This window comes from Kitasatospora sp. MAP5-34 (genome assembly GCF_029894335.1).
Lineage (GTDB): Bacteria > Actinomycetota > Actinomycetes > Streptomycetales > Streptomycetaceae > Kitasatospora.
This window is the reverse complement of record NZ_JARXZC010000005.1, coordinates 159,689-174,102: the sequence shown is the minus strand read 5'-3', so window position 1 is coordinate 174,102 and position 14,414 is coordinate 159,689. Positions and strand designations below refer to the sequence as shown.

Sequence of the window (14,414 nt, the reverse complement as noted above, 5' to 3'; positions counted from 1 at the left end):
CGCTTAGCGCCCAGCAGACCTGACCGCAGGTGATCAAGGTGGCGGAAAACCGCCCGGTCGATCAACCTCGATGTTTCAAGATCGACCGCACTTTTTCGAACGGCCACCGCCCCGCCGAACAGGCGAGCAGGTGGGTGGCCCGGCAGGCGAACAGCAGGGCGCCCCGGCTCTCCGAGGAGAACCGGGGCGCCCTGGGCGGCCGTTCCGGCGCTACTTCCGGGCCGAAGTCACCCGGTAGACGTCGTACACGCCCTCCACGCCGCGCACGGCCTTGAGCACGTGCCCGAGGTGCTTCGGGTCGCCCATCTCGAAGGTGAAGCGGCTCATCGCCACCCGGTCGCGCGAGGTCTGCACCGCCGCCGAGAGGATGTTGACGTGCTGGTCCGAGAGCACCCGGGTGACGTCCGAGAGCAGCCGCGAGCGGTCCAGCGCCTCGACCTGGATGGCGACCAGGAAGACCGAGGACTGGGTGGCCGCCCACTCGACCTCGATCATGCGCTCGGGCTGCTGGGTCAGCGACTCCACGTTGACGCAGTCCGAGCGGTGCACCGAGACGCCGTTGCCCCTGGTCACGAAGCCGACGATCGGGTCACCCGGCACCGGGGTGCAGCAGCGTGAGAGCTTGACCCAGACGTCCTCGACACCCTTGACGATCACACCCGGATCGCCCTTGGCCCGGCGGCGGGCCGCCCGGCCGTCGTGCGTCGGGGTGGCCGTCTCGGCGAGGTCGTCGGTCGCGCCCTCCTCGCCGCCGAGCGCCTGAACCAGCTTCTGGACGATGTTCTGCGCGGCGACATGGCCCTCGCCGATCGCCGCGTACAGGGACGAGATGTCGGGGTAGCGCATCTCGTGCGCCAGGGTGACCAGCGAGTCGCCGGTGAGGATGCGCTGGATCGGCAGGCCCTGCTTGCGCATCGCCCGCGCGATGGACTCCTTGCCCTGCTCGATCGCCTCCTCGCGGCGCTCCTTGGAGAACCACGCCTTGATCTTGTTCCGGGCTCTGGGTGACTTGACGAAGCCCAGCCAGTCTCTGGACGGGCCCGCGTTCTCCGCCTTGGAGGTGAACACCTCGACGGCGTCACCGTTCTCGAGCGTCGACTCGAGCGGCACCAAACGCCCGTTGACCCGGGCTCCTATGCAGCGGTACCCGACCTCGGTGTGGACGGCGAACGCGAAGTCGACCGGCGTGGCGCCCGCCGGGAGCGCTATCACGTCGCCCTTCGGCGTGAAGACGAAGACCTCGTTGGTCGAGAGGTCGAAGCGCAGCGACTCCAGGAACTCGCTCGGGTCCTCGGTCTCCTTCTGCCAGTCCAGCAGCTGCCGCAGCCAGGCCATCTCGTTGACCGCGCCGGCCTTGTCCTCCTTGCGCACCTGCGAGGGCGTGTCGGAGCGGACCTTGGAGGCACCGGCCACCGCGCGCTGCTTGTACTTCCAGTGCGCGGCGATGCCGTACTCGGCGCGGCGGTGCATGTCGAAGGTACGGATCTGCAGCTCGACCGGCTTGCCGCCGGGGCCGATCACCGTGGTGTGCAGCGACTGGTACATGTTGAACTTGGGCATCGCGATGTAGTCCTTGAAACGCCCGGGTACGGGGTTCCAGCGCGCGTGGATCGTGCCCAGCGCCGCGTAGCAGTCGCGGACGGTGTCGACCAGGACCCGGATGCCCACCAGGTCGTAGATTTCGGCGAAGTCGCGGCCTCGCACGATCATCTTCTGGTAGACCGAGTAGTAGTGCTTCGGCCGCCCGGTCACCGAGGCGGTGATCCGCGCACCGCGCAGGTCGCCCTGGACCTGGTCGATCACGGTCGCCAGGTACTCGTCCCGCTTCGGCGCGCGCTCGGCCACCAGACGCACGATCTCGTCGTACATCTTGGGGTAGAGGATCGCGAAGGCGAGATCCTCCAGCTCCCACTTGATGGTGTTCATACCGAGGCGGTGCGCCAGCGGGGCGTAGATCTCCAGCGTCTCGCGGGCCTTCTTCTCCTGCTTCTCCCGCTTGAGGTAGCGCATCGTCCGCATGTTGTGCAGCCGGTCGGCGAGCTTGATCACCAGGACGCGCGGGTCCTTGGCCATCGCCACGACCATCTTGCGGACGGTCTCCGCCTGCGCGGCCTCGCCGAACTTCACCCGGTCCAGCTTGGTGACGCCGTCGACCAGCAGGGCGACCGAGTCGCCGAAGTCGCGGCGCAGCGTCTCCAGGCCGTAGTCGGTGTCCTCGACGGTGTCGTGCAGCAGGCCCGCCATCAGCGTCGCGGCGTCCATGCCCAGCTCGGCCAGGATCGTCGCGACGGCCAGCGGGTGGGTGATGTACGGGTCGCCGCTCTTGCGCTTCTGGCCCCGGTGCCACTTCTCGGCGACGGCGTACGCACGCTCGATGTCGCGCAGCAACGCCGGGTCGGCCTTCGGGTCCTGTGCGCGGATGGTCCGGAAGAGTGGCTCCAGCACCGGGTTGAGCAGCGAACTGCGCTGGCCGCCGAGCCGGGCCAGCCTGGCGCGCATACCGCCGGAGGAGGAGGGGCGAGGCGCGGAGGCCGGCGAGCCAGGACGTACCGGGGCCGCCCCCGAGGGCGCGGGCCGGTTGTCGGGGGTGGCGGCCTCCGCCGTGGGCACAACCTCGTCGGGCAAGGACACTCCTCGGGGCACGGTGCCTTCCCCTCGCACAACTGGGAAGGGATGAACCTTCATGGTACCGAGCCCGGAGCCCGCCCGTTCGGCCACCCGCCCCGGGGAACGCGAAGGGCGGCGGTCACCAGGTGACCGCCGCCCTTCGCACCGGACGGATCAGACCAGGACGAGCGTCTCCAGCGGGGCGCCGTCGAGGTGCCCGGTCAGCCGCTCGCGACCGGGCAGGAAGCTCAGCTCCATCAGGACGACCACACCCGCCAGCTCCGCGCCGGCCCGGCGGACCAGGTCCACCGAGGCGGTGATGGTGCCGCCGGTGGCCAGCACGTCGTCGACGACGAGGACGCGCTCACCCGGAGTGAAAGCGTCGCACTGGACCTCGAGCGTGGCGGAGCCGTACTCGAGGTCGTACGACTGCGCGAACACCGCACCGGGCAGCTTGCCGGCCTTGCGGATCGGCACGAAGCCGAGCCCGGCGGCGAACGCCGCCGGGGCCGCCAGCACGAACCCCCGTGCCTCCAGCCCGACCACCTTGGTCGCCCCGAGCGCCTTCGCACGGTCCGCCAGCGCCTGGGTGAGGGCCGCGAAGGCCTCGGCGTCGGCGAGCAGCGGGGCGATGTCCTTGAACAGCACGCCCGGCTTCGGGTAGTCCGGTACGTCCCGGATCCGGCTGTTGAGCAGCTCGGCCAGGACGGGGTCGGAAGGGGCCACGATTTTCCTTAAACGAGGGGAACGGGGGGGTCCTTACCAGCTGGGGATCAGTGCTTGCCGGACGGACGGCCCTTGGAACGCGACCGGCTGACCGGCTGCTTGCGCTGTCCGACCATACCCGCCTCGACCTCGTCGCCCTCGGTGTCGTCCTCGGCGGACGTGCCCTCGGGCGCCTCGGCAGCGGCCTTGGCGTCGGCGGCGCGGCGCTGGGCGACCTTCTTGGCCAGCGCACGCATCTCCGGCGAGGTCTCCTTGAGCTGCGCGTACAGCGGGGTGGCCACGCAGATCGAGGAGTACGCACCGGCCGCGAGGCCGATGAAGAGCGCGAGCGAGATGTCGTTCAGGGTGCCGGCACCCAGCAGACCGCCACCGATGAACAGCAGAGCGGCGACCGGGAGCAGCGCGACCACGGTGGTGTTGATGGAACGCACCAGGGTCTGGTTGAGACCGGCGTTGGCCGCCTCACTGAAGGTGATCCTGTTCTGCTTGGTGATCCCCTTGGCGTTCTCCTTCACGGTGTCGAAGACGACGACCGTGTCGTAGAGCGAGTACCCGAGGATGGTCAGGAAGCCGATCACCGTACCGGGGGTGACCTCGAAGCCGACCAGGGCGTAGACGCCGATGGTGATCAGGAGGTCGTGGATCAGCGCCACCAGGGCGGCGACCGCCATCCGCCACTCGAACGCGATGGCCAGGTAGATCGTCACCAGGACCATGAAGATGATCAGGCCGGTGAGGGCCTTCTGTGAGATCTCGTGACCCCAGCTCGGGCCGACCACCTGCGCGTTGATCTTGTCGCTCGTCACGCCGAGGTCGGTCGAGAGCTCCTTGATGAAGGTGACCGAGTCGACCTTCACGTCCGAGCTGACCTGGATCTTGATCGCCTTGTCGGTCGACTGCACCAGGCTGTTGGTGTTACCGGTGATCTTGCTCGCGACGTCTTCCGCCTGAGTCACCGTCAGACCCGGCTTGGTGACCGTGTAGACGGAGCCGCCCTTGAACTCGATGCCCAGGTGCAGGCCCATCGCCAGGCCGATCGCCGCGACCAGCACGATGACGCCGGAGATGCTGTACCAGACCTTGCGCCGACCGACGAAGTCGAAGCTGACCTCGCCCTGGTAGAGACGGTGGCCGAGATTACTGAAGCGTGACATGGCGTCAGACCTCCTTCGCGGCGGAAGCAGTGGCGGAGGTGCGACGACGGCCGCGCACCGGCACCCGGGCGCCCAGGCGCTTCGGGTCGAGACCGGACCACGGGTGACCGTCGGCGAAGAACTTCCGGCGGGCCAGCAGGGTGATCAGCGGCTTGGTGAAGAGGAAGATCACCACGACGTCGAGCAGGGTGGTCAGGCCGAGGGTGAAGGCGAAGCCCTGCACCTTGCCGACCGAGACCAGGTACAGCACGGCGGCACAGAGGAAGGACACGAAGTCCGAGACCAGGATGGTCCGTCGGGCCCGGGGCCAGGCGCGCTGGACGGCCGGGCGCAGCAGAGCGCCCTCGCGGACCTCGTCGCGGATACGCTCGAAGTACACGATGAACGAGTCCGCGGTGATACCGATCGCCACGATGGCGCCGCAGAGGGCCGGCAGGCTCAGCGCGAAGCCGATGCCCGCACCGAGCAGGCACATGATGGCGTAGGTGAGGACCGCCGAGACGACCAGACCGGCGATCGAGACCAGACCGAGGCCCCGGTAGTAGACCAGCGAGTAGAGCACCACCAGCAGGAGGCCGATCGCACCGGCGATCAGGCCGGCGTGCAGCTGGTCACCACCGAGCTGCGCGGAGACCGTGGTGACGTCGCTCTTGTCGAAGGTCAGCGGCAGGGCGCCGTAGCTCAGCACGTTGGCGAGGTTCTTCGCCTCGGTCTGGCCGAAGCTGCCGGAGATCGTGGCGGAACCGCCGGTGATCGACTGGCTTACGTACGGGTGGGAGACGACCTGGCCGTCCAGCACGATGGCGAACTGGTTGGCGGGCGACTGCTGGGTGGCGAGCTTGCCGGTGGTGGAGGCGAACGCCTTGGAACCCGCGTCGTTGAACGACAGGTCCACCTGCCAGCCGCTGGCGTGCTGGGTGTCGAAGCCGGCCTGCGCCTTGGACACGTCAGCGCCGTTCACGGCGACCGGACCGAGCGCGAACTTGTACCAGACCTTGCTCTCGGCGTCGTAGCTGCACGCCACGGTGTTCTTGTCCGGAGTGGTCTGATAGTCCTTGCGCTGCTCCTGCTTGGAGCAGTCGAGCGCGGTGTACTGCGCCTGGAGCTCCGGCGGGACGGTGCCCTGGGTCAGCGCCGCCGAGATGTCGGCCGGGTTGGTCGGCATGCTCGGAGCCGCCGAGGCGGGGGCGGCCGGGGCGCTCGGGGACGCGGCTGGGGCACTCGCCGAGGTCGAAGCCGAGGTCGTCGGGTCGGCCTCGAGGGCGTTCGAGACGGCGCGGCCCTGCTTGGTGCCGCTCGGGGACGGCGTGGAGGCCGCACCGCCGGAGGGGCTCGCGGAGGACCCACCGGCGGAGGCGCTCGTGGACGGCGCGGCGCCCGGGCTCTTGGAGGTGGCAGCGCTCGGGCTGGCCGACGGAGCGGGGATCGTCACACCGGTCGGCGCGAGAGCCATCACCGGACGGAAGTACAGCTTGGCGGTGGTACCGACCTGCTGGATCGCGTTCTCGCGGTCGCCGCCGTTGGGGATGCTGGCGATGATCGTGTTGCTGCCCTGGGTCTGCACCTCCGCTTCGGAGACGCCCATACCGTTGACGCGCTTCTGGATGATCCCGACCGCGATGTCCATGTTGGACTGGTTGATCGCTGACGGGTCGTCCGACTTGGCGGTCAGCGTGACGCTGGTACCACCGGCGAGGTCGATCCCGAGACGCGGCGTGGTGTGGCCCGTCCCGAACATGAGGGCGACCAGGCCGACGGTCACCGCCAGGACGAGGGCAAGCGCCCGTCCCGGGTGACCGTCGCGCGGGCGCGACTTGGGTGTTGCCACCTTGCTCGTTTCTCCCTGTCCATGCCGCCGCGGCCGGACCCCTGCCCGGCTCGTGGCTGGACAGGGGGAAGGGCGCGGCGGCCCTGAGGTCCTGTGGGGCTCGCGGCTGGGGTGCCGCAGGGCCGGGGTCTGCGCCCGACCGTACTACTTGGCGGCCGGAGCCTCGCCGTCAGTGCCGTCGCTGCCCGAGACGTCCTTCTTGTCGGAAACGCTCTTGTCGAGGCTCAGCGGCGTCTCGTCGGCGATCTCGTCCTCGGACTCGTCCAGCTCGGTCAGCTCCTCGTCCTCGGGCCGGCCGTTGATGATCGCGTCGTACTCCTGCGGGTCGAGGACCGCCGCGATGGCGCTCTTGGTGTAGTGCGCGACCACGCCCGGCGCGAGCTCGAGCTCGACGGTCTCCTCGTTGACGGCCTTCACCATCGCGTACATGCCGCCGATGGTGCGCACCCCGGAGCCGGGCTCCATCGCCGAGCGCATCTCCTTGGCCTGGTCCTGCCGCTTCTTGTTCGACCGGAACAGCATGAAGAGCGCGGCGATCATAATGACGGGAAGAAGGAGGTTAAACACAGCAGCCAGAGTCCTTTACGGGCCGCCCAGCGGGGCGTCCTGTGGTGGTCGTCGGCCCATCCAGGTGAGACGGGCGGTCCGGCGGAGTCTAGGCGACCCGCACTGATCGGACAACGCCAAGCATGTCATCCTGCTGCCAAAAGTGGCGACCCTCCGTCCGCACCGTTTCCTCAGGTGTCCGCGCCTCTGCCGAACGACCCATTGCCGGACGGCCCTTCGCCGAGCAGCCCTTTGCCGAACAGCTCGGACTGCGCGGGCACCGTGCCCCGGGCGGCGGGCTGCTGGGGCGGGGTCAGCCCGAGGTGCTGCCAGGCGGCGGCGGTGGCGATCCGCCCGCGCGGGGTCCGGGCCAGCAGTCCTTCGCGGACGAGGAACGGCTCGGCGACCTCCTCGACCGTCTCGGACTCCTCCCCCACCGCGACGGCCAGCGTGGACAGGCCTACCGGGCCGCCGCCGAACAGCTTCAGCAGCGCCGTCAGCACCGCGCGGTCCAATCGGTCCAGACCACGCTCGTCAACCTCGTACACCCGCAGGGCCTGGGCGGCGATCTCCCTGGTGATCACGCCGTCGTGCTTGACCTGGGCGTAGTCCCGGACCCGGCGCAGCAGCCGGTTGGCGATCCGGGGCGTGCCGCGCGAGCGCCCGGCGATCTCGGCGGCGCCGACCGGGTCGATCTCGACGTCCAACAGCGAGGCCGAGCGGTGCACCACGCGCTCCAGCTCGGCGGGGGCGTAGAACTCCATGTGGCCGGTGAAGCCGAAGCGGTCGCGCAGCGGCGGCGGCAGCAGGCCGGCCCGGGTGGTGGCGCCGACCAGGGTGAACGGGGGCAGCTCCAGCGGGATGGCGGTGGCGCCGGGGCCCTTGCCGACGATCACGTCGACCCGGAAGTCCTCCATCGCCATGTAGAGCATCTCCTCGGCGGGACGCGACATCCGGTGGATCTCGTCCAGGAAGAGCACCTCCCCCTCGGTGAGCGAGGAGAGAATCGCCGCGAGGTCGCCGGCGTGCTGGATCGCCGGGCCGGAGGTGATCCGGATCGGGGCGTTCAGCTCGGCTGCGATGATCATGGACAGGGTGGTCTTGCCCAGTCCGGGCGGGCCGCTGAGCAGCACGTGGTCCGGCGTGCTGCCGCGCTTGCGGGCGGCCTGCAGCACCAGCGAGAGCTGCTCGCGGACGCGCTCCTGCCCGATGAACTCGTCCAGCAGCTTCGGGCGCAGCGCCGCGTCGACCGCCTGGTCCTCGCCGTCGGCGGCCGCCGTGACAAGCCGGTCGGCGGGGTCGGGGTCGTACGGGCTCATCGGGGCCGGCTCCTGAACGTCGGATGGAAGTCTGGTCGAGTTGTCGATTTGTCGGGCGCGGGAACTGTCGGACGTGCGGGGCTACCGGGCGCGGGCGAGCGTGCGCAGCGCGGACTTGAGCAGCGCGCCGACGTCGGTGACGGACTGCGCCTCGGCGTCCGGGGTGACGGCGACGACGGCCTCGTCCGCCTCACGCGGGGCGTAGCCGAGACCGACCAGGGCCGCGTGCAGCTGTTCGCTCCACGGCGCCGGGCCGGCCGCGATCGGCTTCTGGGCGGGGACACTGCCGTGCGGCGCGCCGAGCTTGTCCTTGTACTCCAGCAGCAGCTTCTGAGCGAGCTTCGGACCGATCCGGGGCACGGCCGTCAGGGACTTGGCGTCCCCCTGGGCGACGATCCGGCGCAGCTCGTCCGGGGTGAAGACACCGAGCATGCCGAGGGCCATGGTCGCGGCGACACCGCTGGCGGAGAGCAGCACGTCGAAGGTGGCGCGCTCGTCCTCGTCGGCGAAGCCGTACAGGGTGAGCGAGTCCTCCTTGACGATCAGGGCGGTGGTGAGCCTGGCGGGCTGACCGATCCGCAGCTCGGCGAGCGTCCTCGGGGTGCACTTCACCAGCATGCCGACACCGCCGACCTCGATCACGGCGCTGCCCTGGGTGACGGCGGCCACCGGGCCCTGGACGAACGCGATCATCGGCGGTACTCCTGACGGACCGTGGGACGGGGGGTGTTGGCGTTGGCGAGCGCCGCGGCGATCTTGCCGGCCGCCGAGCCGCGCCAGATGTGACAGATCGCCAGCGCCAGCGCGTCGGCCGCGTCGGCCGGTTTGGGCGGGGCGTCGAGCCGGAGCAGCCGGGTGACCATCGCCGTGACCTGGGCCTTGTCGGCCCGGCCGGAGCCGGTGACGGCGGCCTTGACCTCGCTGGGGGTGTGCAGGGTGACGGGGATGCCGCGCCTGGTCGCGCAGAGCATCGCGACGGCGCTGGCCTGCGCGGTGCCCATCACGGTACGGACGTTGTGCTGGGCGAAGACCCGCTCGACGGCGACCAGGTCCGGCTTGTGCTCGTCCAGCCACAGTTCGAGGCCCTGCTCGATCAGCAGCAGCCGCTGCCCGATCTCCGCCTCCGCCGGGGTGCGCACCACGCCGACCCCGGCCATCCGCAGCGGACGCCCCGGCGCGCCGTCGACCACGCCGACGCCGCACCTGGTCAGCCCAGGGTCCACACCTAGTACCCGCACCTCGAAAGCCCCACCCTTCTCGTCCGACCAGCGAAGGCTACCCGCCTGCTCTGACAACGGGCAGAAACCACAACAGGGGCGCGGGGACTGCGCGCGCAACCATGCGACTCCGTAGAGCCCTGGTCGCACAGTTCCCCGCACCCCTGGAGGGTGCAACTGGCTGGCGGAGCCGGTTACTCGGCCTCGAGCTCCGCACCGACCTCGTCGCTGATGTCGAAGTTGGCGAAGACGTTCTGCACGTCGTCGCTGTCCTCGAGCGCGTCGATCAGCTTGAAGATCTTGCGGGCCCCGTCGACGTCCAGCGGGATCTGCAGGTCGGCCACGAAGTTGACGTCGGCGGAGTCGTAGTCGATCCCGCCGTCGACCAGCGCGGTGCGGACGGCGACCATGTCGGTGGCCTCGCTGATCACCTCGAAGCTGTCACCGAGGTCGTTGACCTCCTCGGCGCCGGCCTCCAGGACGACCTCGAACACCTTGTCCTCGTCGACCCCGTCGGCCTTCGGGACGATGATGACGCCCTTGCGGTTGAACAGGTACGACACCGAGTTCGGGTCCGCCATGTTGCCGCCGTTGCGGGTCATCGCGACCCGGACGTCGGAGGCGGCGCGGTTGCGGTTGTCGGTGAGGCACTCGATGAGCACCGCGACACCGTTCGGGCCGTAGCCCTCGTACATGATCGTCTGGTAGTCGGCGCCGCCGGCCTCCAGGCCCGCACCACGCTTGACCGCGCTGTCGATGTTCTTGTTGGGAACCGAGCTCTTCTTGGCCTTCTGAACGGCGTCGAGGAGCGTCGGGTTGCCCGCCATGTCGGCACCGCCGGTACGCGCGGCCACCTCGATGTTCTTGATCATCTTGGCGAAGAGCTTGCCGCGCTTGGCGTCGATCACGGCTTTCTTGTGCTTGGTGGTAGCCCACTTAGAGTGGCCGGACATCACCAGCTCCTTTACGTCGCCAAAAGGGAAATGAACAGGAGAGATCTTACCGGTGCGGCACAGGGGACCGAGTACCGCATCAGCGCGCGGCGTTCTCGACCATCGACACGAAGTACGCGTGCACCCGGTGGTCGCCGGTCAGCTCGGGGTGGAAGGAGGTCGCCAGCAGGTTGCCCTGACGGACCGCCACGATCCGGCTCTCCGGACCGTCCGCCGCCGGCAGCTCGGCCAGCACCTCGACGCCCGCGCCGACCGCCTCGACCCAGGGGGCGCGGATGAAGACGCCGTGCACGGGGTCGCCCGCCAGGCCCTTGAAGCCGATCGCGGACTCGAAGGACTCGTTCTGCCGCCCGAAGGCGTTCCGCCGGACGGTCATGTCTATGCCGCCGATGGTCTCCTGGTCGGACCGGCCGTCCAGGATCTTGTCCGCCAGCATGATCATGCCCGCACAGGACCCGTAGGCCGGCATCCCGGCGGCGACCCGCTCGCGCAGCGGCTCCATCAGCCCGAAGGCCAGCGCCAGCTTGGAGATGGTGGTGGACTCCCCGCCGGGGATCACCAGCCCGTCGACCTCGGCCAGCTCCTCGGCGCGCCGCACCGGACGGGCCAGCGCGTCGGCCTCGGCCAGCGCGACCAGGTGCTCACGGACATCGCCCTGGAGGGCCAGGACGCCGATGACGGGGGTGCTGCTGGACACGCTTCTTACCTCTTCAAGTCGGGACGGGTACGTGCGACGGCCCGCCGCGCCCGGAATGGACTGCGCGGCGGGCCGGGCAAGCGCAGTGACTACCAGCCGCGGTTGGCGTAGCGCTCGGACTCCGGCAGGGTGTCGCAGTTGATGCCGACCATGGCCTCGCCGAGACCGCGCGAGACGTCCGCGATGATCTTCGGGTCGTCGAAGAAGGTGGTGGCCTTCACGACGGCGGCGGCGCGCTTGGCCGGGTCGCCGGACTTGAAGATGCCGGAGCCGACGAAGACGCCCTCGGCGCCGAGCTGCATCATCAGGGCCGCGTCGGCCGGGGTGGCCACGCCACCGGCGGAGAACAGCACGACCGGGAGCTTGCCCAGCTGCGCGACCTCCTTGACCAGCTCGTACGGCGCCTGCAGGTTCTTCGCGGCGACGAACAGCTCGGTCTCGTCGAGCGTCGTCAGGCGCTTGATGTCGGCGCGGATCTGCCGCATGTGGCGGACGGCCTCGACCACGTTGCCGGTGCCGGCCTCACCCTTGGAGCGGATCATGGCCGCGCCCTCGGCGATGCGGCGCAGGGCCTCACCGAGGTTGGTGGCGCCACAGACGAAGGGGGTGGTGAACGCCCACTTGTCGGAGTGGTTGACCTCGTCGGCCGGGGTCAGCACCTCGGACTCGTCGATGTAGTCGACGCCGAGCGCCTGGAGGACCTGGGCCTCGACGAAGTGGCCGATGCGGGACTTGGCCATCACCGGGATGGAGACGGCGTTGATGATGCCGTCGATCATGTCGGGGTCGGACATCCGCGCGACGCCGCCGTCCTTGCGGATGTCGGCCGGGACCCGCTCCAGCGCCATGACGGCGACCGCACCGGCGTCCTCAGCGATCTTCGCCTGCTCGGCGTTGACCACATCCATGATCACACCGCCCTTGAGCTGCTCGGCCATGCCGCGCTTGACCCGGGCGGTGCCGATCTGCGGCTGGTCTGCGGTGATGGGGGTGGTGGACACGTGAGACCTCACTCGAAGATGAACCAGCTGATGAACCAGAGCTGATGAACCAGTGCTATCGCCCTATCGTAGGCCCGAAACACTCTTCACCCATGCGCCACCCGGTCCAGACCGGCGTTCTGGATACGACAAACAGGCTGGAAGAACCCTACGCCGAGGCACCGTGCGGGGTCAGGGCAGGTGGCGGCTCGTCATCCATCTCGAACGCCAAGGGGAACGGCGCCCGCCCGGCGAGGCGCAGGTAACGCACCAACCGGTGCTCGCGCACGGCCCGGGCCCCCCGCACCGCGTCGTTGTGGAACCGCCGCGCCATCGGCACCCGCCGGACCGCCGCCGTGAGTTCCTTCACGGCCGCCTCACCGCCCGGTGCGGCGATCAGCGCGGCCACCTGCTCGGGCTCGGCGAACACCGCCCGCAGCGCGAGGCTCAACTCGCTCTCGGCCACCTCGCGGTGCTCGTCCTCGGCCTGCCGGGCGGCGTGCGAGGCCTCGTACAGCAGGATCGAGGCGGCCGGGTCCAGCGTCGAGGAGGTGGCCAGTTCGAGCGCGACGGAGGCCCGCCGGACGAGTTGCGCGTCCAGCGAGGCCTTCGCCGTGTCGATCCGGGCGTGCAGTCTGTCGAGCCGCCCCGCCGTCCAGCTCAGGTACACGGCGCACAGCACGACCGCGATCGCGGCCCAGATCCAGGTAGTCACGAGCCGCTACGCTACCGCGCCCCGGGCCTGCACTTCGCTACGCGGACACGCTCTTGCGGTAAGCCGCGCGGTCGATGTCCACCACCTCGACGGCGAGGTGCAGCTCGTCGCCGGGCTCCGGGACGACGTGCTTCTGAAGCAGCGTCAGGACGCGCTCCGCGAGTTCGGTCTTCAGCTCGGGGCTGCGGCCCGACAGCAGCCGGATCTCGAGCAGGACCATGGCCCGCTCGGGCGCGCCGTCACCGATGAAGGACTCCTCGATCCGGCGGAACCGGGTCTTGCAGTCCGCCACCGGGCTGTCGATCACCGAGGCGATCAGCGGGTGCAGCTCGGCGGCGAAGGGCCGCCGGTCGAGGCGCAGGGTCGGGGAGCGGTCGACGGTGATCTGCGGCACGGGAACCTCCGGCGAGTAGGACCGAGTAGGCGGGGCAACCGTCAGATCCTATGACCATCATGCTCGTCGGCAAGCGCTGAACCATGGACAGGGGAACCTACTGGCGGAGTCCGAGCCGCTCGCGCCAGCCCACCCGCTCGTCCTCGGCGACCGGCGGCATGCCGTCCGTGACGGTCTCGTACACCGAGAGGATCTCCGCCCCGACGGTCTCCCAGTCGAACCGGCGGACGTGCCGCGACGCGGCCTCGCGGAGCTTGACCAGCCGGTCCGGGTCGGCCAGCAGGCGGACGGCCGCGTCGGCCAGCGCCGCCGCGTCCTCCACCGGGAACAGCTCTCCGGCCGCGCCGCCGTCCAGCACCTGCTTGAAGGCGTCCAGGTCGCTCGCCAGCACCGGGGCGCCCGCCGACATCGCCTCGACCAGGATGATGCCGAAGCTCTCACCGCCGGTGTTCGGCGCCACGTACAGGTCCACGCTGCGCAGCAGCCGGGCCTTCTCCTGGTCGCTGACCATGCCGAGGAACTCGATCTGGCCCCGGACCTCGGGCGACAGGCCGGCCACCGCCTCCTCCTCGTCGCCCTTGCCCGCGACCAGCAGCCGGACGCCGGGGCGTTCCGCGAGGATCCTGGGCATCGCGGCGAGCAGCGTCGGCAGGCCCTTGCGCGGTTCGTTGATCCGGCCGATGAAGCCGATCGTGCCGGGCCGGCCGTCCAACGCGGCGCCCTGCCAGCGCGGTTCGGGCTCGGCGGCGGCGAAGAAGCCGACGTCCACCCCGTTCGGGATCACCACGGCATCCCCGCCCAGGTGCTCGACCAGGGTGCGCCGCGCGTACTCGCTGACCGCGATCCGGGCGCTCATCTTCTCCAGGCTCGGCTGGAGGATCGGCGAGGCGGCGATCATCGCCCGCGAGCGCGGGTTGGACGTGTGGAACGTCCCGACCATCGGGCCGGACGCCGCCCAGGCCGCCAGCATCGACAGGCTCGGCGAGGCCGGCTCGTGGACGTGCAGGATGTCGAAGCGCCCGTCGTTCAGCCAGCGCCGCACCCGGGCCGCCGACAGGATGCCGAAGCTCAACCGCGCCACCGAGCCGTTGTACGGCACCGCCACCGCCCGCCCGGCCGAGACCACGTACGCCGGCAGCGCCGACTCGTCCTCGGCGGGCGCCAGCACCGAGACCTCGTGCCCGAGCTTGATCAGGTGCTCGGCCAGGTCCCGGATGTGGAACTGCACGCCACCGGGAACGTCCCAGTCGTACGGACAGACGATGCCGATCTTCACGT

14 protein-coding genes are annotated in these 14,414 nt (G+C 70.1%); all 14 read right to left on the bottom strand.

The features are described 5' to 3' along the window. Positions 1-210 precede the first annotated feature (210 nt). The gene (locus P3T29_RS07550) at positions 211-2,625 is read right to left on the bottom strand and encodes a bifunctional (p)ppGpp synthetase/guanosine-3',5'-bis(diphosphate) 3'-pyrophosphohydrolase (RefSeq protein ID WP_280715524.1); all 2,415 of its coding nucleotides are present in this window, start codon (positions 2,623-2,625) and stop codon (positions 211-213) included. A gap of 156 nt (positions 2,626-2,781) precedes the next feature. After that, positions 2,782-3,336: an adenine phosphoribosyltransferase gene (locus P3T29_RS07545; protein ID WP_280715636.1), complete on the bottom strand. Its 555-nt coding sequence runs from the start codon at positions 3,334-3,336 to the stop codon at positions 2,782-2,784. 44 nt (positions 3,337-3,380) lie between these two features. After that, positions 3,381-4,487, bottom strand: coding sequence for a protein translocase subunit SecF (secF, locus tag P3T29_RS07540; protein WP_280715523.1), 1,107 nt, complete (start codon positions 4,485-4,487; stop codon positions 3,381-3,383). A gap of 4 nt (positions 4,488-4,491) precedes the next feature. Beyond that, the gene (gene secD / locus P3T29_RS07535) at positions 4,492-6,225 is read right to left on the bottom strand and encodes a protein translocase subunit SecD (protein WP_280715635.1); all 1,734 of its coding nucleotides are present in this window, start codon (positions 6,223-6,225) and stop codon (positions 4,492-4,494) included. A gap of 234 nt (positions 6,226-6,459) precedes the next feature. Then, the gene (gene yajC / locus P3T29_RS07530; protein WP_280715522.1) at positions 6,460-6,882 is read right to left on the bottom strand and encodes a preprotein translocase subunit YajC; all 423 of its coding nucleotides are present in this window, start codon (positions 6,880-6,882) and stop codon (positions 6,460-6,462) included. A 170-nt stretch (positions 6,883-7,052) separates the two neighbouring features. Beyond that, positions 7,053-8,180 carry a Holliday junction branch migration DNA helicase RuvB gene (ruvB, locus tag P3T29_RS07525; protein ID WP_280715521.1) on the bottom strand — a complete coding sequence of 376 codons (1,128 nt, stop codon included), beginning with the start codon at positions 8,178-8,180 and terminating at the stop codon, positions 7,053-7,055. 81 nt (positions 8,181-8,261) lie between these two features. After that, complete coding sequence (ruvA, locus tag P3T29_RS07520; RefSeq protein ID WP_280715520.1) at positions 8,262-8,873, bottom strand: Holliday junction branch migration protein RuvA; 612 nt, start codon at positions 8,871-8,873, stop codon at positions 8,262-8,264. Further along, entirely contained in the window at positions 8,870-9,418 is a 549-nt protein-coding gene (gene ruvC, locus P3T29_RS07515; RefSeq protein ID WP_280715519.1) for a crossover junction endodeoxyribonuclease RuvC, read from the bottom strand. Before ruvC ends, ruvA begins: the two co-directional genes overlap by 4 nt. A 173-nt stretch (positions 9,419-9,591) precedes the next feature. Further along, positions 9,592-10,350, bottom strand: coding sequence for a YebC/PmpR family DNA-binding transcriptional regulator (locus tag P3T29_RS07510; RefSeq protein WP_280715518.1), 759 nt, complete (start codon positions 10,348-10,350; stop codon positions 9,592-9,594). 79 nt (positions 10,351-10,429) lie between these two features. Then, positions 10,430-11,047, bottom strand: coding sequence for a pyridoxal 5'-phosphate synthase glutaminase subunit PdxT (gene pdxT, locus P3T29_RS07505; protein ID WP_280715517.1), 618 nt, complete (start codon positions 11,045-11,047; stop codon positions 10,430-10,432). Between the two features lie 89 nt (positions 11,048-11,136). After that, positions 11,137-12,048: a pyridoxal 5'-phosphate synthase lyase subunit PdxS gene (gene pdxS / locus P3T29_RS07500; protein WP_280715516.1), complete on the bottom strand. Its 912-nt coding sequence runs from the start codon at positions 12,046-12,048 to the stop codon at positions 11,137-11,139. A 148-nt stretch (positions 12,049-12,196) separates the two neighbouring features. Beyond that, positions 12,197-12,742, bottom strand: a complete 546-nt coding sequence (locus P3T29_RS07495; protein WP_280715515.1) for a hypothetical protein — start codon at positions 12,740-12,742, stop codon at positions 12,197-12,199. 37 nt (positions 12,743-12,779) lie between these two features. Continuing rightward, positions 12,780-13,136, bottom strand: coding sequence for an isomerase (locus tag P3T29_RS07490; RefSeq protein WP_280715514.1), 357 nt, complete (start codon positions 13,134-13,136; stop codon positions 12,780-12,782). Between the two features lie 97 nt (positions 13,137-13,233). After that, entirely contained in the window at positions 13,234-14,412 is a 1,179-nt protein-coding gene (locus P3T29_RS07485; RefSeq protein ID WP_280715513.1) for a glycosyltransferase family 4 protein, read from the bottom strand. Between the last annotated feature and the right edge of the window lie 2 nt (positions 14,413-14,414).